Source organism: Streptomyces sp. NPDC046925 (assembly GCF_040644915.1).
In the GTDB taxonomy this organism is placed as follows: Bacteria; Actinomycetota; Actinomycetes; order Streptomycetales; family Streptomycetaceae; genus Streptomyces.
On record NZ_JBEYWZ010000002.1, the window covers coordinates 230,614 to 248,869 of the forward strand.

15 protein-coding genes are annotated in these 18,256 nt (G+C 70.9%); 4 read left to right on the forward strand and 11 right to left on the reverse strand.

Annotated features, from left to right (window positions below; translation table 11 throughout):
* The first annotated feature begins 214 nt into the window (after positions 1 to 214).
* Positions 215 to 1,423 carry an oxygenase MpaB family protein gene (locus ABZ906_RS07410; RefSeq protein WP_361378634.1) on the forward strand — a complete coding sequence of 403 codons (1,209 nt, stop codon included), beginning with the start codon at positions 215 to 217 and terminating at the stop codon, positions 1,421 to 1,423.
* Positions 1,424 to 1,452: 29 nt separating this feature from the next.
* Here the strand turns inward: ABZ906_RS07410 and ABZ906_RS07415 are convergent, their stop codons facing one another.
* Entirely contained in the window at positions 1,453 to 2,619 is a 1,167-nt protein-coding gene (locus tag ABZ906_RS07415) for a TetR/AcrR family transcriptional regulator (protein WP_361378637.1), read from the reverse strand.
* Between the two features lie 213 nt (positions 2,620 to 2,832).
* Here ABZ906_RS07415 and ABZ906_RS07420 point away from each other — a divergent pair, with 213 nt between their 5' ends.
* Positions 2,833 to 4,425 carry a long-chain-fatty-acid--CoA ligase gene (locus tag ABZ906_RS07420; RefSeq protein ID WP_361378640.1) on the forward strand — a complete coding sequence of 531 codons (1,593 nt, stop codon included), beginning with the start codon at positions 2,833 to 2,835 and terminating at the stop codon, positions 4,423 to 4,425.
* Positions 4,426 to 4,463: 38 nt separating this feature from the next.
* On the opposite strand, the gene ABZ906_RS07425 is transcribed toward ABZ906_RS07420, so the two are convergent.
* Complete coding sequence (locus ABZ906_RS07425) at positions 4,464 to 6,182, reverse strand: adenine deaminase C-terminal domain-containing protein (protein WP_361378643.1); 1,719 nt, start codon at positions 6,180 to 6,182, stop codon at positions 4,464 to 4,466.
* 107 nt (positions 6,183 to 6,289) lie between these two features.
* Entirely contained in the window at positions 6,290 to 7,654 is a 1,365-nt protein-coding gene (locus ABZ906_RS07430) for an NCS2 family permease (RefSeq protein WP_361378646.1), read from the reverse strand.
* 214 nt (positions 7,655 to 7,868) lie between these two features.
* Between ABZ906_RS07430 and ABZ906_RS07435 the strand changes: the two genes are divergently transcribed.
* A complete protein-coding gene (locus tag ABZ906_RS07435) occupies positions 7,869 to 8,846 on the forward strand; it encodes a LacI family DNA-binding transcriptional regulator (protein ID WP_361378649.1) in 978 nt (325 codons plus the stop codon).
* Between the two features lie 94 nt (positions 8,847 to 8,940).
* A complete protein-coding gene (locus ABZ906_RS07440) occupies positions 8,941 to 9,342 on the forward strand; it encodes a VOC family protein (RefSeq protein WP_361196315.1) in 402 nt (133 codons plus the stop codon).
* 28 nt (positions 9,343 to 9,370) lie between these two features.
* On the opposite strand, the gene ABZ906_RS07445 is transcribed toward ABZ906_RS07440, so the two are convergent.
* The 8 genes from ABZ906_RS07445 to ABZ906_RS07480 all read right to left on the reverse strand — a co-directional run bounded on the left by ABZ906_RS07445 (position 9,371) and on the right by ABZ906_RS07480 (position 18,146).
* Positions 9,371 to 9,775 carry a nuclear transport factor 2 family protein gene (locus tag ABZ906_RS07445; protein ID WP_361378652.1) on the reverse strand — a complete coding sequence of 135 codons (405 nt, stop codon included), beginning with the start codon at positions 9,773 to 9,775 and terminating at the stop codon, positions 9,371 to 9,373.
* Positions 9,776 to 9,844: 69 nt separating this feature from the next.
* Complete coding sequence (locus ABZ906_RS07450; RefSeq protein WP_361378655.1) at positions 9,845 to 10,372, reverse strand: hypothetical protein; 528 nt, start codon at positions 10,370 to 10,372, stop codon at positions 9,845 to 9,847.
* Between the two features lie 153 nt (positions 10,373 to 10,525).
* Positions 10,526 to 11,731, reverse strand: a complete 1,206-nt coding sequence (locus ABZ906_RS07455; protein WP_361378658.1) for an NADH:flavin oxidoreductase — start codon at positions 11,729 to 11,731, stop codon at positions 10,526 to 10,528.
* Positions 11,732 to 11,912: 181 nt separating this feature from the next.
* Positions 11,913 to 12,767 (reverse strand): heparin lyase I family protein, encoded by an 855-nt coding sequence (locus ABZ906_RS07460; protein ID WP_361378661.1) that lies wholly within the window; start codon positions 12,765 to 12,767, stop codon positions 11,913 to 11,915.
* A 76-nt stretch (positions 12,768 to 12,843) separates the two neighbouring features.
* Positions 12,844 to 14,886, reverse strand: coding sequence for a PQQ-binding-like beta-propeller repeat protein (locus ABZ906_RS07465; RefSeq protein WP_361378664.1), 2,043 nt, complete (start codon positions 14,884 to 14,886; stop codon positions 12,844 to 12,846).
* A 103-nt stretch (positions 14,887 to 14,989) separates the two neighbouring features.
* Positions 14,990 to 15,928 (reverse strand): carbohydrate ABC transporter permease, encoded by a 939-nt coding sequence (locus ABZ906_RS07470; protein WP_361378667.1) that lies wholly within the window; start codon positions 15,926 to 15,928, stop codon positions 14,990 to 14,992.
* Positions 15,925 to 16,869 carry a sugar ABC transporter permease gene (locus ABZ906_RS07475; RefSeq protein ID WP_361378670.1) on the reverse strand — a complete coding sequence of 315 codons (945 nt, stop codon included), beginning with the start codon at positions 16,867 to 16,869 and terminating at the stop codon, positions 15,925 to 15,927. Before ABZ906_RS07475 ends, ABZ906_RS07470 begins: the two co-directional genes overlap by 4 nt.
* Positions 16,866 to 18,146, reverse strand: coding sequence for an extracellular solute-binding protein (locus tag ABZ906_RS07480; protein ID WP_361378673.1), 1,281 nt, complete (start codon positions 18,144 to 18,146; stop codon positions 16,866 to 16,868). Before ABZ906_RS07480 ends, ABZ906_RS07475 begins: the two co-directional genes overlap by 4 nt.
* Positions 18,147 to 18,256 lie beyond the last annotated feature (110 nt).

Consider the following 18,256-nt stretch of genomic DNA (forward strand, 5'->3'; position numbering starts at 1 on the left):
TGCGGCGGCGCTTTCGCCCGGTCACGGAGTTGCCGCGCGCCGCGGGGGCGACGGGGGCGGTTTCTGGGCCGTGCAGAGGTCTTGCCGTTGACCTAACGCATCATTATGTTAATCCGAAATCACAGCGAGGAACAAGCTCGCAACCGGTCCGGAGTCTCCATCGCAGGCTTGCAGGCACGGCGAATCGGCGCACCCATGGAAGGCGGATAAGTAAATGGAAAATCTCACCAGAAGGCGCGCACTGTCGATCGGTGCCGTGCTGGGACTCGCGAGCGTGACGAGTGCACCCGGTGCCTGGTCCTGGTCGTCCAGGGGCTCGATCGCCGGGACCGACTCGGTCACCGACCCGTTCACGGTCTGGGACCCGGACGCGGACGACGTGGCGGCCCGGCTCCTCGCCGACGGTTCGATCCCGGCCGTCAACAAGGCCTGGGAGGCGTGGGTCGACAACAGCGACCCCCAGCCGTCAGGGATGCCGGGCTACCTCACGGACTACCTCAAGCAGGTCAACCAGCTGCCGTCCTGGGCCGACCCGGCCCTGCTGACCGCGTCCGAGAAGCTCTACAAGCGCCTGAACAGCTACCTGTTCGTCTCCGAGAGCCTGGGCAGCGGGATTCTGAGCACCGTGATCCCGCGGGAAGCCCGGGCGGTCTACTGGTCGGCCGGCGGCGCCGACATGAAGGAACGCGCGGCCAAGACCTTCACCTTCGGCTACGACCTGCACAGCCCGACCGCCTGGCAGCCCTCGGGGCACTTCCTCGTGTCGGCCAACAAGACGCGCCTGGTGCACTCGACGGTCCGCAGCCTGCTGGTGACCTCCAAGCGCTTCATGGAAAGCGCGGACCAGCCCAAGCCGATCAGCAACGGCGACATCCTGGTCACCTTCCATTCCGTGGCCACCGTCGCCCAGAACAACCTGAAGAAGTGGGGCATCAAGCTCTCCGCCCGCGAGCAGGAAGCCGACCTGCACGCCTGGCAGGTCGCCCTCCATCTGCTCGGCGTGCAGCACCAGTTCATCCCCGCCACCTGGGCGGACGCGCAGGCACAGGCCGATCAGATGCTGTGGCCCAAGGTCGCCCCCACACTTGAGGGCATCAGCCTGGCCAAAACGCTGCTCGGGTACGTCGAGGACCCCACGCTGGGCCTGACCACCGGGTTCGTCAACGAGTTCGTCCGCTATCTGATCGGCGACACCTACGCCGACTGGCTCGACCTGCCCCACGACCGGATCTCACGGACCCTGATCAAGGCCGCCTGGCCGACGTATGTCCGCTTCCGCGAAGGGCTCTCACCCGTCGTGCCGGACGGCCTCTACCTGTTCGACCAGGTCGTACGGGGCATCGCCATGCTGTTCCTCAACAACGGCACCTCGCCCACCCAGACCCCCATCACGCTGCCCACCGCGAACCGGCCCGGCGCCTGAGCAAACGGGCCCGTCCGCGCCGAGCGTGGTCAGCCAAGCCCCAGGGCGGCCACGACCAGGGCGGTGACGGCGCTGCGGTGCTCGGGGGTGTCCTGCCAGCGCAGTCGGCGACCGGCCTCGACCACGACGCCGAACCCCGCGTGCACCAGGACGCGCGCCTGCCGCGGGTCCACCTCGGGGCGCGCCAGGCGCAGTTGCTGTTCCCATATGGCGATGTGGTCGCGCTGCGCGCGGATCAGGGGCTGCTGCAGATCGGCGGGAAGGCCGATGACTTCGGCCTCGGCGACGCTGGTGAGCGCGGTGTGCTCGAAGCTGTAGGCCACGTAGGTCGCCGCCAGTGCGACCACGGCGTCGTGCGGGTCGCTCACTTCGTGGAGGTTGCGGTCGACGGCCTGGGCGAGCAGTCCGGCGGCCTGCAGGCAGGCCGCCGCCAGGATGTCCACCTTGTTGGGGTAGTGGCGGTAGATGGCGGAGGGGACCAGGCCGACGGCCTCCGCGATCCGCCCGTTGGTCACCTTGGCGAAGCCGTCCCGCGCGAACAGCGGGATCGCGGCGGCGAGGATCTCCGCGCGCCGGGTGCGCGGCACCGGCTGGGCGGGCAGTTCGACCAGGCGCGCCCGGCCGGCCGCCGTCGCCGGGTCGGTCGCCGCCACGCGCAGGGCGGAGGCCAGCAGCACGTCTTCGGCCCTGCGCTGGGCGATGGAGACGTGATGGGTCGTGATCGACCCGATCGCGCCCAGGGACGCCGCGGCGCACAGGTCCGCCCGGGGCGAGGGGCAGTCGGCCCGCACGGCCTCGCCGACCCGTGCCACGACGCGGGCGAACTTCGCCCGCAGGAGGCGGCGGTCCTCGTGCTCGAGGTAGCGGGCCTCCCAGCGGTAGAGGCCGCCCGAGGCCCGGTGGCTGACCGCGACCCGGGTCACGGCGCCCAGCACGTCCGCGGGGCCGGCGTCGGATGCCACCTCGTCGAGCACGGCGACGAGCCGGTCGACCATGACGTTGGCGCACTCGGCGAACAGGGCGTACTTGTTGGGGAAATGCCGGTACAGGGCCGCCGCGCTGATGCTCACCGCGGCGGCGATGTCCTCCATGGACGCCGCGTGATAGCCGCGCTCGCTGAACACCCGGCCGGCCGCCTCGACGATGAGCTGCCTGCGGTTGCGCGGTCGCACGGCCGCGATCGGTTCGGCGTTCACCGGCGGGCGCAGAAGCGGGGAGACAGGGCCATGAGCGTCAGTGAATCACAAGACGCCGCACGGCCAGAAGCCACAGCGCTACCCCTGCTGCCTGCCGCGGCCCCCCTGCGACGCGATGTGATTTTCCATTAACAAAAACCTTCTTGAGCGGCCGCATCGCGGGCATAATGGCGGCCGTCCCCTCCCACGCCCGTCCGGAACCCGAGGAGTGGCATGTCCGTCGATACGGCTCCCGCATGGTCTTTCCGCCACCACTGGATGGCACATGCGGCCACCCACGCCCTGATGCGGCCCGACAAGCCCGCCCTGCGTCACCTCGGCAAGACCACGACCTGGGCCCAGTTGTCGCGCCGCTCGCTCCAACTGGCCGCCGCGCTGTCCGAGCGCGGGGTCGCCGCCGGTGACCGCGTGGCCCTGCTGACGCTGAACCATCCCTGGTTCGTGGAGAGCCTGTTCGCGGCGAACAGCCTGGGGGCCATGGCGGTGCCCCTCAGCTTCCGGCTGGCGCCCCGGGAACTCGACTACATCCTGACCGACTGCACTCCCGCGGCGATCGTCGTCGACGCAAAGCTGCTGCCGCTGCTGCGGTCCGTGCCCGGCGCCGCGTCGATCGGCACGGTCATCGTGATCGGCGAGCCGGGCGACGGCACAGCAGATGCGGCCGGAACCGAAAAGCCCGCCTCCTACGAGGAGTTCCTCTCGGCGTACGAGCCGATCGAACTGCCCGACGTCAGCGAGGAGTCGACCGCGCTGATCATGTACACCTCGGGGACCACCGGTCGGCCGAAGGGGGTCATGCTCTCCCACCGCAATATGCAGATACAGGCGATCACCTGCATCCGGGCGATGGACATCTTCGACGACTCCGACGTCGGCTTCCTGACCGCGCCGTTCTTCCACATAGCGGGCCTGGGTTCGATCGTCGCGAACTTCCTGGTCGGCAGCACCACAGTGATCCACCCGCTGGGAGCCTTCGACCCCGGCGCCGTACTGGATGCCTACGAACGCGAGGGCGCCACGATCGTCTTCAACGTGCCGCAGCAGTGGGAGCTCATCTGCGCCCAGCCCGGCATCGACAAGCGCGACCTCAAGCTGCGCGTCATCAGCTGGGGAGCCGCCCCCGCCAGCGATGCCACCCTGCGCGCCATGGACGCCTGCTTTCCCCGGGCCCTCAACGTCGCGGTCTTCGGCCAGACCGAGACCTCACCGATCACCTGCGTCCTGCGCGGCGCGGACGCCCTGCGCAAGCTCGGCTCGGTCGGCCGGCCGATCCCGACCCTGCAGTACCGCATCGTGGACGCCGCCATGAACGACGTCCCGCCCGGCGAGGTCGGCGAGATCGTCTATCGCGGGCCGACCGTGACGCGGGGCTACTGGAACAAGCCCCGGGAGACCGCGGCGGCCTTCCACGGCGGGTGGTTCCACTCCGGAGATCTCGTCAGGCAGGACCCGGAGGGATTCGTCTGGGTCGTCGACCGCGCCAAAGACATGATCATCAGCGGCGGCGAGAACATCTACTGCGCCGAGCTGGAGAACGTCATCGCCGAACACCCCGCGGTCCGTGAAGTCGCGGTGATCGGCAGGCCCGACGAGCGCTGGGGCCAGGTGCCGGTCGCCGTCGTCACGCCGGTGGCGCAGGGCGAGCTGTCGCTGCCGCAGCTGACCGACTTCCTCGGCGGGAAGCTCGCCTCCTTCAAGATGCCCAAGGATCTGCGGCTGGTCGCCGAACTCCCCCGCAACGCCGGAGGAAAGGTCATCAAGGGACAGCTGCGCGAGGACGACGCGCGCACCCCGGGGCGCCCCTGAGCCGCCGGGGTGCGCGGCCGTCGCCGTCGCCTTTTCCGTCAATCGGTGAGCGTCGCGGTCACCGGTTCCCGGCGTGCCACGTCCACCAGCGACCGGTCGGTGATCTTGAGGGCGGGTGAGACGGCCAGGGTCAGGGTCGACACGCTCATGAACGGGTTGAGGTGGTTCCAGCCCCAGGTTTCCAGCGCCGTGCGCACCGCGGCGGCCTGGTCGGCGACGTCGCGGGCCGGGCGGGCGGACAGGACGCCGCCCACGGGCAGCGGCATGCGTGCCGCCACCGTCGCGCCCCGGGCGCCGCGGACGACGGCCACCCCTCCCCCGTCGGCGACGACGGTCGCGGCGGCCGCGGCCATCGCCGCACGGGAGGTGCCGATGGTCAGGAGGTTGTGGCTGTCGTGGGCGTACGTCGACGCCACGGCACCCTCGCCCAGATCGCGGCCGAGCAGCGGGGCGAAGACCGTGCCGGGGCGTCCGTAGCGGTTGCGTACGCGCACCAGGGTGGTGTGTCCCTCCCAGTGCACCTCGCCGCCCTCGACCGGGAGTTCCACCTCGGTCGCCTCGGTGTAGGTGTCGCGCGGGTTGACGCGCATCGCGCGGAAGCGGTGCGTGCCGTCGGGCAGGTCCACGCGCCAGCGAAAACCGTCCTCGTCCTGGGCTTCCACGTCCACGCGGCTGTCCAGGGGCGGTACGGCCAGGGTTTCCGGGGCGGGGTCGTCCTGGACGGGGGCGCCGTCGCGGCCCACTACGCGGCCCCCTGCCAGCACCAGTGCGGGCTCGAAGGAGGCGAGGTCTCCGCGCAGCAGGACGAGGTCGGCGCGCTTGCCCGGGGAGACGACGCCGCGGTCGTACAGGCGCAGGCGCTGGGCCGGCGTCCAGGTCAGGGCCTTGAGGACGGCGTGGGGCGGGAACCCGGCGGCCACGGCGACGCGCGCGATGTGGTCCAAGTGGCCGCGCTCGACGATGTGGTCGGCCGCGAGGTCGTCGGTGACCAGGCACAGCGGCGGGAGCTGGGGCAGGGACAGCAGGGCTGCGGCCACCTCGGGGGTGAGGCACTTCTCCTGGAGCATCATCGTCATGCCCAGGCGTGCCTTTTCCAGGACCACCTCGGTGCGGTTCTTGGTGTGGTCGGAGTCCACCCCGGTGGCCAGGTAGGCGCTCAGTTCCGCGCCGGTCAGGTTGGGGCAGTGGCCGTCGAGGATCGCCTCCTGCGCCCGGGCCACCGCGGTGATCTCGTGCATACGGCGGTCACCGGCGACGACTGCGCGGTAGTCCATGACCTCGCCCAGGGCGATGACGCCCGGCCACCGCAGCATCTCGGCGATGTCGTCGGCGGACAGGGCGGCACCGGCGTGCTCCAGGCCCTCCAGGGCGGGCACGCAGGAGGGAACGCCCCACAGCTGGGTCTGGGCGCTCTGCCGGCCCGCGTCGATCATCCAGCGCATGGCGTCCCGGCCCGCGACGTTGACGATCTCGTGCGGGTCGGCGAGGACGGTGGTCGTGCCGCGGGCCAGCGTCACGGCGGCGAACTCCTGGGGCGTCAGGAACGCGCTCTCGATGTGCATGTGGGCGTCCACGAAGCCGGGGGCGATCAGCATGCCCCTCGCGTCGATCTCCTGATGGGCGGTGGCCGGGGTGCCGGGCGGGAGCACCGCGGTGATCTGGTCGCCGCGCACCAGGACGTCCGCGGCGAACTCCTCACCGGTGAAGGTGGACATCACGCGCCCGCCGCTGATCCGGAGGTCGTGCTGCTCACTCATGTGCTCGTGCTCCTTGGAAGGGTGTCGTCGCGCGCGGGCGGGCGCAGGTCGCCCGGGAAGAGGAGGGGTCGTCTCGGGCCGAGGGGTGCTCAGGGGACGAGAGGTGCTCAGGGGACGAGGGTGTAGAAGTAGTAGCCCAGCGGGACCATGACGATCCACAGCGGCCAGGGCACCTCGCGGATGCGGCCGCTGACGGTCTTGACCAGGACGTGGGCGGCCAGGCCGGTGGCAATGCCGGTGCCGAAGTTGCCGAAGAACAGCGTGGTGGCGACGGTCAGGGCGGCCGGGACGGCGTTCGTGGGGTCCTTGAAGTCGACGTTCTTCAGCGCGCCGAGCATGTTCAGGCCGATGAACATCAGCACGGGCGCGGTGGCCGCCGAGGGGATCAGGGTGGCGAAGGGCGTGACGAGCAGCAGCAGCGCGAAGCCGCAGGCGGCCCAGACCGATGCCAGGCCGGTCTTGCCGCCCGCGTCGGCGGCGGCCGAGGACTCCAGGTAGGCGGTCATCGAGGGCGCGCCCACGGCCGATCCGCCCATCACCGAGACGGAGTCGACCAGGAAGGGGCGGCGGGAGCCGGGGATGTTGCCGTCCTTGTCCAGCAGGCCGGCGCGTCCGGAGACGGCAAGGAGGGTGCCGGTCATGGAGAAGAACTCGGAGACGAAGAACGCGAAGATGTAGGGGAAGTACTCGGGCTTGAGCGCGCCCAGGATGTCGATGTGGAAGAGCAGGGGGCCGGGCGAGTCGGGGGCCGCGAAGAGGCTGTCGGGCACCTCGGTCACGCCCAGCGGCACGCCGACGAGGGTGATGGCGGCGATGGTGATGAGAAAAGCGCCCGGCACCTTGCGGGCGGCCAGGGCGGTGAGCAGCAGCAGACCGGCGAGGGCGAGCAGCGCGGGCGCCTTGGACAGGTCGCCGATGGCGAGGGCGGCCTTGTCGGCGTTGCCGACGACGAGGTCGGCGTCGCGGAAGCCGATGAGGGCGATGTAGAGGCCGAGGCCGCCGCTGATGGCGTACTTGAGGTTGATCGGCATGAGCCGCGTGACCAGGTCGCGGATGCCGAAGAGGGTCAGCAGCAGGAAGGCGACGCCGGACCAGAAGACCATGCCCAGGGCCGTGTCCCAGGGGACGTGGTCCTGTCCGACGATGGTGAACGCGATCAGTGCCACGCCGCCGAGTCCCGGGGCGACGACGAACGGCAGGTTGGCGATCACACCCATGGCCAGCGTCGCCAGGGCGATGGCGATGATGACGGCGGTCGTCGCGGCGCCGTGCGGCACGCCGGCCGAGGCCAGCTGTCCGGGGACCACGACGACGGCATAGGCGGCGGCCATGAACATCGAGGCGCCGGCCACGAGTTCCGTGCGGTGGCTGCTGCCGCGGTCGCGGACGCCGAAGAGCCGCTCGATGCGCGAGGCGGGCGGCGCGGTGGCGGCGTCGGTCTGCTCGCCGGGCGGCGGAGCGGTGGTGGGCATGGGGACCTCGGCAGGTGGTGTGCGGGCGCGCTGCTGTCGGCGCGGTCAGAGTGCGGGCGCGCGGGGAACCCGGCTTGGCCCGCTCTCTGCAACCGGTCTCTGAAACCGGTTGCAGAGACCGGTTGCGGGTATCATGGCACGGCATCAGGCGAAAGTGAACACGGACCCCGGACGGATCTTCGATCCCGGCGGGCCCATGAGGCAGGGGACGGCATTGGCGACGCTCTTGGACGTGGCGCGTGCGGCGGGGGTCTCCAAGGCCACGGCCTCACGGGCACTGCAGCGCCCCGAACTGGTCGCCGAGGGCACGCGGCTGCGCGTACGGGAGGCCGCCGACCGGCTCGGTTTCCAGCCCAATGCCGCCGCCCGCGCGCTGACCACCGGTCGTACGGGCCTGATCGGCCTGATCGTGCCGACCCTCTCCAACCCGTTCTTCGCGCCGCTGGTGATGGGAGCCCAGCAGGCGGCGGAGGAGACCGACAGCCATCTGCTCATCGCGGTCTCGGAGTACGACGCCCGGCGGGAGTGCGCCCTCGCCGACCGGCTCTCGGAGCAGGCCGACGGCCTGATCATGGTGACGCCGGTCGGCGAGGACACCGCGCTGCGCGAACGCTTCCGTCGCCGCCCGCTGGTCCTCGTCGACCGCCAGGTGGGCCGCCTGCCCGCCGTGGTGGCCGACACCGCAGCGGGCCTGACCGAGCTCCTGGACCACCTGCTGGAACAGGGCCACCGCCGCATCGCCTACGTCTCCGGCCCCGCGGACTCCTGGGCCGACGCACAGCGGCGTACCGCCCTGACCGCGCAGGCGTCGGCCGCCGGCGCCCGCGTCCACGTCCTGGGCCCCCTGCCGCCCACGTTCGACGCCGGCATCGAGGCCGCACGCACGCTGCCCGACGAGGCCACGGCCGTCCTCGCCTACAACAGCTACCTGGCCCTCGGGCTCCTGCACGGCCTGAGCACGGCCGGGCGCCATGTCCCCGGAGACGTGAGTCTGGCCGCGGCCGACGACCTCAGCACGCTCAGCGCCACCACTCCCCCGGTGACCGCGCTCGACGTGCCGCTCCAGGAAGCCGGGGCCCTGGCCGTCACCCGCCTCCACGAACTGCTCGACGGCCACCGGCGCACCGTCACCTCACGCCTGCCCGCCGCCCCCGTCCTCCGCGCCTCGACGGCTCCGCCGCGGGGCCGGTAGCCGCCCTTCCGGAACCGCGGACGACCGTGGAAACACCCGAAGGACGCCGCGCGCCCCTGTACACGGCGCCGCCGGCGGGCGAAGATCCCGGTTCATGACCGACAGTGTGAGCGCACGTTCCTGGCCGGGCGGCCTCAAGGCCATCACCCTCTTCACCGAGGACCTGGCAGCGACCAAGGAGTTCTACCGGGAGGTCTTCGGCCTGCCCGTGCACTGGGAGAACGACAACTCGGCGGTGTTCGAGTTCGGTGACACGCTGATCAATCTCCTCGACAGCGCGGCGGGACCCGAACTGATCGAACCCGCCTCCGTCGCGGCCCGTGAGTCGGGTTCCCGTCTGGTGTTCACGCTCGCCGTCGACGACGTGGACGCGACCTGCGCACAACTGAAGGCGCGAGGTGTCGAGTTGCTGAACGGCCCGATGGACCGGCCCTGGGGCATCCGCACCGCCTCCTTCCGCGATCCGGGCGGCCACATCTGGGAGATCGCGACGTGAGCGGATCACCGGATCACCGGCTCGTCGGTCAGTCGTCGAAGTAGGCCCTGGCCACGGCGTGGGTGTCCTCGTAGAGGTGGTAGCGGGTGATCCGCCCCTCGCGAACGGTGGTGTGCAGGGCGAACGCGGTGTCGATGTCCCGGCCCGTCTTCTTCACCTCGGAGACCATCCGCCCGACGAGCACGACGTCGTCGCCCTCGGCGATGATCTGGCGCAGGTCGAACTCCTTGGCCTGCACATGCGTCTGGAGCAGCTCGAAGAAGGTGCGCATGCCCTGCGCCGAGTCGACCTCCGGCACCCACGGAATACCCGGCGGGTGCGGGATCGAGAACGACACGGAGTCGGCGAACAGCTCCGCCGCCTCGGCGCTCTTGCCCTCGGCGAGCAGCGGGAACAGGCGTTGCACGGTCTGTGTCGGTGACTCTGCTGTCATGGCTCGACGGTACAGGCCGGACATGCGGCGCACCCCCGTCAAGCCCGCATTCAAGTGCGTCCCGGTCCGTCAGTGCGTGAAGCCCGGCCGCGGGCGCCCGTTGTGGCGCAGGCGCAGTCGTCGCCGGGGGTGTGAGCGCAGTACCGGGTGGGCGTTCCACCCCTGTTCCGAGGCGACTTGCAGGACGTAACCGGCCCCGGCGCCACGGAAGTAGTGCGCACCGAGGTCCAGGTCCCGTTGGAGCGGGGACGTATCCGCCCGCTGGGTCTGCTTCTCGATGCGGCGGGCCACGCGCGCCCGGTAATACGCCGAATCGCCCTCCCGGACCAGCGCCACCGGGGTCACGCACCAGAGCGGGATGAACGGAATCTGGCCCAGCGTGGCGTCCAGCACTCGTACCGCGCCGTTCTCGGCACGCGGCACCACGTAGACGACCAACTGGACCACGCCCGCGATGCCGAGGAAACAGACGGCCAACAAGATCCACATCGCCCACCACAGCGGCAGGAAGAGCACGGTCAGCGGAAGCAGCAGCCAGCGAAGGACCGCCGGGCGGACGGGAAGCGGCCCCCAGGCCGGATCGTCGTATTCAGGCACGGACGGTAGCTTCCCCTCGGTTTTGCCATCACTTGACCTTGCGGCCGCGAGTGTATGACACAGCCAGTCCCGCGCGGGCCGCGATCACCGAACTCGGCGCCGTACTGCGCCCGTTGCCGCGCGAGCGGCCTCGCCACGGCGCGCGCCGGGACCCTACCGCGTACCGATCAGCGGGCAATGCGTGCCGGTGTAGATGGTGGGCATGCAGCGGTTGCAGTGCGTGCAGCGCGAGCGGGTGTCCGGTGCCTGTCCGATGCTCCGCGGCAGGTCCGGTTCGCGCAGCAGGGCCCGGGCCATGGCTACGAACTCGAAACCCCCGGCCATGGCCCGGTCCATGCCGTCGCGGTCGGTGACGCCGCCCAGGAGGATCAGCGGCAGCGTGAGCGCCTCGCGGAACTTCTGCGCGTGCTCCAGCAGATAAAGCGGCTCGTAGGGATAGGCGCGCAGGAACGACCTGCCGAGCGTGCGCAGCCCGATCCGCTGCGGCAGCGGGAACTGGGCCGCGAACTCCTTGAGCGGGGCCTCCCCGCGGAACAGGTACATGGGATTGAGCAGCGAACTGCCCGCGGTGAGCGTCAGTGCGTCCACCGAGCCGTCCTCCTGCAGCCAGCGCGCCACCTGGAGGCTGTCCTCCGGGGACAGACCGCCGCGCACACCGTCGGTCATGTTGAGCTTCGCGGTGATCGCGATCCGGTCGCCGACCTGTTCGCGCACGGCACGGGCCAGGTCCACGGCCAGGCGCGCCCGGTTGCGCAGGCTTCCCCCGTAGGCGTCGGTACGCCGGTTGAGCCGGGGGCTGAGGAAGGCGCTGGCCAGGTAGTTGTGGCCCAGGTGCAGCTCGACGGCGTCGGCCCCGGCCTCCACGGCCAGTTGGGCGGCCGATGCGTGGGCCCGGACCACGCGCTCCAGGTCCTCGCTGGTGGCGGCGCGGTCGCGGCGCAGGCTGACCGGGTTGAACCCGCCCGTCGGGGACAGGGAGGGAAGCCGGTTCGAGCGGGCGTCGGCCACGGGGCCCGCGTACCCGAGCTGGAGAGCGACGGCGGCGCCCGCCTCGTGGACGACGGCGGCGAGTCCGCGCAATCCGGGCAGCGCCTCGGGGCGCATCCACAACTGTGCGCGTTGGGTGCGGCCTTCGGGGGCGACGGCGCAGTAGGCCACGGTGGTCATCGCCACGCCTCCGGCGGCGGGGCGGCGGTGGTATTCGATCAGCTCGTCGGTGACCAGGGCGTCGGGCGTGACGCCCTCGAAGGTGGCTGCCTTGATGATCCTGTTGCGCAGCGGCACCGGGCCAAGCCGGGCCGGTGCGAGCACGTCGGGTATCGGTTCGGGAGGGCGGGGAGGTGGGACGGCAGCAGACATGCCGGCAGCATCCCAGATATCTGACGAAGTGTCAGTCGTGCGGCGGGGTCCTGTCGGGGACACCGCCGGCGCGTGCACGCAGGAGGTCGAATGCCGCTGGGGCGGCCGACCGGAGAGCCGGTCGGCCACCCCCTGCGGGCCGCCTCCGCACCAAGGTGAGACGGGCCCGGAAGCCCGCCGGTCAGGGCTTGGGCAGTTCGATCACCCGGATGTCGTCGTGCTCGACCACCCGGGTCGCCGGGTCGCCCGCTTCTGTCGAGGAGGCGGGACGGTAAAGACCCCACTTGATGTACCCGAAGGTCGTGGGGTTCTCCGGGTGGAAGGTGTTCACGTCCGTGTAGGTCTTCTTGAGCGTGAAGTCCGACTCCCCCGGCAGCTTGGCGGACACCTTGTAGTAGCCGGTCTTGTCCTCGGCCCAGCGCACGTCGATACGGAACCGCATCCACTTGTTGACGTACGCACGGAAGTCACCGACCACCGGGGCCTGGAGGTCCAGCAGCGGGGAGCGGAAGGCGATCTCGTTGCGCTTGGTCATCAGGTAGAACGAGGGCTTGTTCCCGCCGGCGTGCTTGCCCTGGAAGATGATGTCGCCCGCGCTGCCCTTGTCCGTCTCCCAGTCCTTGAGCAGGACGCTGAACTCGTAGCGGTGCACGTCACCCACCTGGATGCGCGACTCCTTCAGCTCGTTGTTCGCGCTTTCGCTGCGCGGTGCCCCGTCGGAGACGTAGGCGTCGTCGTTCAGCGTCACCTTGTGCGAGACGGAGCGGGAGCTCCCGTCGCCGCCGTTCTCGACCCGGGAGGCGTCGTCGGCCTTGGCGTGGGTGGTGGTCAGGCCCGCGATGCCGGAGTCGAGGGTGCCGGACTCGTAGTCGACGTCGAGCAGGGGCGACGCGCCCTGCGGCCGAGGCGCCCTATCGCCTCGGGCACCGGTCTCCTCCGGCGGTGTCGCGGTGGCGGTGGCGGTGGCGGCGTATCCCGTACCGGCGATCGCAGCGACACAGAGGGCTATACAGAACTTCTTGTACGGAACCTTCATGAGTACTACTCCCTTGCTGGGGTGGGGGGTTGGAGCGACACGTCCCGGGGGGGCGGGCAGCCGTCAGGGGCTGGTATCAGTACCGGGGGCGGTCCGAGATCTGGATCAGGTTGCGGCCCCGCATGGTGTACAGGCGCCCGTGCTCGTCGTTGGCGATGTGCGAGCCGCTGTACCAGCCGCCGTCGGTATCGGCGACGACCACGCTGAGCGCGAAGGTCCGGGGGTGGAAGCGGAAGACGGTCGTGTCGGAGACGCCGTAGACCACACCACGGTTGGTCACCATCGCCGCGAAACCGTTGCTGACCGAGGAGACGTCCGCGCGGTGGACCACCGTGCGCGCGAGGATGTCGATGACGAACAGACCGCCCTTGCGCGACAGGCCGTACAGATGACGGCCGCGCACCGCTAGGGCAGCGACACCGGCGCTCTGCCCCGGGTCGATCCGCCACAACTCCTTGCCTGCCCCCGGGTCGAAGGCCACGACCGTGCTGCGCGGGCCGGTGGCGGCGGTGTTGTCGCCGCCGAGGTAGGCGACGCCGGCCTTGCCCGCGATGCCCCGGACGCACTGCAGCTCGTCGATCGGGTTGGCGAAGTGCCGCGAGCGGCCGCTCCTCGGGTGGTACGTCCACAGGGCACCGCCGCCCTCGGTGTCGGCCTGTACTCCGGCGAGCACGAGGCCGGTGTCGTCGTCGAAGGTGACGTCCAGCGGGCGGTTCTGTTCGGCCGGGAAGCGGGCGGCCTGGCCGATCTCGCCGGTGCGGGGGTGATAGCGCCAGATGCCCTGGGAGTTGTACTGGCCGGTGTAGAGGATGCGGTCGACGACGATGCTGTCCTTGGCCTCGCCGGGCGCGCGGAGGTTGACGACCTTGCCGCCGGCGGGTGTGTGGCGGGCGATGGTCGCGTTTCCGCCGACGTAGACGTGGCCGCCGCCGGCGGCGATGCCCATCACGGTCTGCGCGGCCCTGGGAGCGCCGGCTTTGCCGAGGTCGGTGATGGCGGCGGTCTTCTTGCCCGGGTCGATCTGGGCCACGAAGCCGTACGCGGAGGTGACGACGGCCCGGCCCGCGCGGCTGTCGACGCCCCAGATCTCGCCGAGGTCCGGTCCTTCGAAGTCGACGGGGGTAATCGTGTTCGTGGACGGCCGGTAGCCGAGGAGGCCGGTTTCGTTGGCGTAGTAGACGGTGTCGCCGATCGTCGTGAAGGACTTGGCGACCTTGCCGACCGACGTCGCGATCTTGTACGAGGACAGGTCGTCCAGGTCCATGAGGGCGACCTTGGCGTCCTCGACGGAGCCCGCGGTGCTCACGGCGAGCGTGTCGCCGAGGACCGCGAGATCGCGGATGCTCGGGTCGCGCCGCATCTCCGCGGGCACGATGGAGGTGAAGGTCCCGGCGGACCGGTCGTAGGCGTAGAGGGCGGCCTTGCTGGTGTCACCGCCGCCGTTGAACGTGGTGCCCGCGCCGAAGAAGGCGTGGGTGGCACCGGCCGCGACGGCACGCGCGAGGGTGACTTTCGGATCCGGGGTTCCCACGTTGCGGACCTCGCCGACGGCGGGGTCGTACTCCCACAGGGCCGGTGCGGTGGAACTGCCGCCGCCGACCGCGTAGAGGACACCGTCGGGTGCCACGGCCAGGGCGCGTACGTCGCGGTCGGCTATGCGGCCGATGGGCCGGGCCTGCCGGCCGGGTGTCTTCAGGTCCCAGCGGTAGAGGTTGGGCTGCTCGCCGGACGCCTTTTGCAGGATGCCCGCGTACAGGTACCTGCCCGTGTCGTCGGCGACGAGTGCCTGGATGGAGTGACCGGTGGCCAGTTCCGTCCGGGCCACGACCTTCTGGGTCGGCAGGTGTACGGCGATGATCTGGACGGGGTCGATGTTGCGGGAGCCGATGTAGACGGTGTCGCCCACGAGCACCGCGCTCATGAGGGCGAACTGGGCCACGGCCGGCCCCAGGTCGACGATCCGCGGCCCTTTCGTTCCCCCCGCGAGGGCTCCCGCCGCGGGGGTTGCCGCCGCCGGGACTGCTGCCGCCGGGGTCGCGGACAGGCCGGTGGCGGACGCGAGGCCCGCCACGCCGCCCGCCCGCAATACGGTCCGCCTGCTGATGTTCTGGTGGGACATGCCATTCCTCCTGTGGGGGTGCGGGGCGCGCTGGCTTTGGGGGTGCGGGGCGTACTGATCCTTGGTCACCGTCGATCGGTGCCGGATCCGCGGCGTGGCGCGGTCACTTGACGCTCCCGGCGGTCAGACCGCTGCGCCACTGGCGCTGCAGGAGCACGAACGCGGCGATCAGCGGTACGACGGCGAGCAGCGACCCGGTGATGACCAGGGGGTTGTAGTCGGGGAACTGCGGGGCGCGGGTGTTCCACTGGTAGATGCCGAGCGTCATCGGGAAGAGCTCGGGGTCGGTGAGCATCACCAGCGGCAGGAAGAAGTTGTTCCAGATGCTGACGAACTGGAACAGCAGGATGGTGACGAAGCCGGGCACCATCATCGGCAGGGCAATCGTCAGGAAGATGCGGAGCTCCCCGGCTCCGTCCAGGCGCGCCGCCTCCAGGACCTCGTCGGGCACGGCCGCCTCGGCGAAGGTCCGCGCGAGGTAGACGCCGAACGGATTGGTCAGCAGCGGGAAGAACACCGCCCAGAAGGTGTTCACGAGATGCAGCTGTGAGGCCAGCAGGTACAGCGGCAGCGCCAGGGCGGTGGGCGGCACCAGAACACCGGTCAGGGTCACCGCGAACAGGGCGCGGCGTCCGGGGAAGTCCATCTTGGCGATGGCGTAGCCGCAGGCGGTGCAGATCAGTGCGCCGAGGACGGCTCCGAGACCCGCGTAGAGCAGCGAGTTGCGGATCCAGTACGAGAAGACGCCGTTCTCCCGGGCGAAAAGATCGCGCAGGTTGCCCCAGAGGTTGAAGTCGGCGAGCTCGAAGGCGCTGGTCGCGGAGAAGTCGCCGACAGACTTGGTCGCCGAGGTGAGCAGCCACACCAGCGGCAGGAGGCTGTAGAGGGCGGCCAGGAGCAGCACGCCGTGCACGGCGCCGCGGGAGGTCCAGCAGGAGCCGCGGGACCCTCGAACCGGGCCGCCCGGTCCGCCCGCTGCGGGTCGGCGGGTGGGAGAGCGGCGCGTGGCCGCGGGGGGCGGGGTGGTGGTCGGTGCACTCATCGGGCCCTCCGGGTGGACAGGCGCATCACCAGTGCCGACAGCAGGGCCGAGGCGAGGGCGAGCAGGATGGACGCGGCGGCCGCGCGCCCGTAGTCGTTGCTGACGAAGGCCGCGTCGTAGATGTAGAGGCTGGGTGTCCAGGTGCTGGTGACCGTGCCGGTGAAGGTGCGCAGCACCATGGGTTCGGTGAACAGCTGCAGGGAGCCGATGGTGGTGAACACGAGCGCGACGAAGATGGTCGGGCGGATCATGGGGAGTTTGATCGCCAGGGCGGTGCGCAGGGCGCCGGCGCCGTCGGCGCGTGCGGCCTCCAGGACTTCGCGGGGCACGGTCTGCAGCGCCGTGTAGAAGATGATCGTGTTGTAGCCCGTCCACTGCCAGGTGGCCATGTTCACGACGGCGGGCAGCACGCCGGACTGGCCGAAGGGGTCGAAGGGCAGCACGTCGTTCAGCGGGCCGATGCCGGGGCTGTAGAGGTAGCCCCAGATCAGACCGGCGATCACGCCGGGCACCGCGTACGGCAGGAAGACCGCGAGCGACCACAGTTGCCGCATCCGTACGGTGACCGAGTCGAGCAGCAGGGCGATGACGAGGGCGCCGAGGAACATCACGGGGATGTGGATCAGGGCGTAGAGGGCGACGTTGCGCACGCCGTCACGGGCGGCGGGGTCTCCCAGCACGTCCGCGTAATTGTCGAAGCCGGTGAAGACCTGCCGGTAGCCGTCGAAGCCGAGTCCGAAGAGGCGGTCGGTGAACAGGCTGAGGCAGAGGGCGTAGGCGATGGGCACAAGGACCGTGCACAGCAGGAGTACCGCGAAGGGAGCGGCCAGTGCGGCGCCCGCCAGACGGTGGCGGCCTGCCCACCGGCCTGCCCGCCGGGCGGGCCGCGCGGGGGCGGGGGCCGGTCGGGGCGGGGCCGCGGGGATGGGTGCGGTGGTCATGTCCGGCTCCCGTCCGTGACGGCCAGGCCGCGTGCGCGCATGGCGGCGACGGTCGAGGACTGGACCCGGCGCATCGCTCCGGGGATCGTGGCGGCTCTGGTGGATACCGGACCCAGCGCGTCGGCGACGGTGGTGAAGACACTCAGCGAGGTGGGTCCCCACGTCCATGCGGGGACGCGGGTCGCGGCCTCGTCCAGTACGTCGAAGACCGGGGTTCCGGTGAAGAAGCCGTCCTCGTAGGCTTTTCGGGCCAGTCGCCGGCTGGGCAGGTAGGCGGGCGAGGGGAAGGTGACCTTCGCTCCGATCCGCGGGACGGCGGGGTCGGTGCTCAGCCAGCGCAGGAACGCCAGGGCCGCCTCGGACACGTTGCTCTGGGCGGAGATCGCGAACGCGGAGCCGCCCCACACGCCGGTGGCGGGGTTGTCGCCCCAGGTGGGCAGCGGGGCCACGGCCCAGCGCCCATGGTCCGCGGGCAGGGACTTCTTCAGCATGCCCACGCCCCAGGTGGCTCCGAGCATCCCCCAGAGCCGGCCGTGATGCATCGCCGAGATCCAGCTCTGCGTACCCGTGGCGCTGCGGGCGGTGCGGCCGGAGGCGACCATGTCCTGCCAGTACTCGGCCACGCGCAGGGTGCCCGCGCCGTCGATCCCCACCCGCCAGGATCCGGAGGCGACGGACCACCAGGGGTCCCCGGCCTGCCAGGCCATGCCGGCGAAGAACGCACCGTCGTTGAGGGGGAACGTGGTGATCCGGGCCCTCGGGTCGGCCCGGCGCACGGCCGATGCGGCCTGCCGGAACTCCTGCCAGGTCCGGGGCGTCTCGATGCCCGCCGTGCGGAACAGGTCCCTGCGATAGAAGAACGCCATCGGGCAGAAGTCCATCGGCAGCGCCCAGGTCTTCCCGCCGGGGCGCACGCTCTGCCACGCGGCCGGCAGGAAGTCCCCCGCGAGGTCGTCCACTTCGGCGCTCAGGTCGCGCAGTCCGCCGGTGGTCGCGATCTGCGGCAGGGCCTGGTACTCGACGTGCAGGATGTCCGGGGCGTTGTGTGCGCGGATCGCGTTGGTCTGCTGGGCGTAGCCGCCGGACGTGCCGGCGGCTATCACGCTCAACTCGACATGCACCGCGCGCTGGGCCGAGTTGAAGGCCGCCACGTACTGGTCCATGCCGGTCAGCCAGGACCACAGACGGACACGCGTGGCTCCGGAGGACCGGCCCGAACAACCGGTGAGTGCGCCGCCGGCGAGAAGCGCGGCGCCCGTGCCCGCGGAGGCCCGCAACAGGGACCTTCGCGATCGGTTCGTCCGGGGGGTGCTTCCTCTGTCGCCGGCGTCGGAAGAGATACCGAACACCAAGGTTTTCCTTTCACGCAGGAAGGTGTTCGCACACT

Bases quoted from the DNA above. Each gene is read 5' to 3' on its own strand.
- ABZ906_RS07460 (WP_361378661.1), bottom strand. From the start codon at position 12,767: ATGAAGGTTCCGTACAAGAAGTTCTGTATAGCCCTCTGTGTCGCTGCG.
- ABZ906_RS07425 (WP_361378643.1), bottom strand. From the start codon at position 6,182: ATGAGTGAGCAGCACGACCTCCGGATCAGCGGCGGGCGCGTGATGTCC.
- ABZ906_RS07445 (WP_361378652.1), bottom strand. From the start codon at position 9,775: ATGACAGCAGAGTCACCGACACAGACCGTGCAACGCCTGTTCCCGCTG.
- ABZ906_RS07420 (WP_361378640.1), top strand. From the start codon at position 2,833: ATGTCCGTCGATACGGCTCCCGCATGGTCTTTCCGCCACCACTGGATG.
- ABZ906_RS07465 (WP_361378664.1), bottom strand. From the start codon at position 14,886: ATGTCCCACCAGAACATCAGCAGGCGGACCGTATTGCGGGCGGGCGGC.
- ABZ906_RS07470 (WP_361378667.1), bottom strand. From the start codon at position 15,928: ATGAGTGCACCGACCACCACCCCGCCCCCCGCGGCCACGCGCCGCTCT.
- ABZ906_RS07440 (WP_361196315.1), top strand. From the start codon at position 8,941: ATGACCGACAGTGTGAGCGCACGTTCCTGGCCGGGCGGCCTCAAGGCC.
- ABZ906_RS07455 (WP_361378658.1), bottom strand. From the start codon at position 11,731: ATGTCTGCTGCCGTCCCACCTCCCCGCCCTCCCGAACCGATACCCGAC.
- ABZ906_RS07475 (WP_361378670.1), bottom strand. From the start codon at position 16,869: ATGACCACCGCACCCATCCCCGCGGCCCCGCCCCGACCGGCCCCCGCC.
- ABZ906_RS07430 (WP_361378646.1), bottom strand. From the start codon at position 7,654: ATGCCCACCACCGCTCCGCCGCCCGGCGAGCAGACCGACGCCGCCACC.
- ABZ906_RS07410 (WP_361378634.1), top strand. From the start codon at position 215: ATGGAAAATCTCACCAGAAGGCGCGCACTGTCGATCGGTGCCGTGCTG.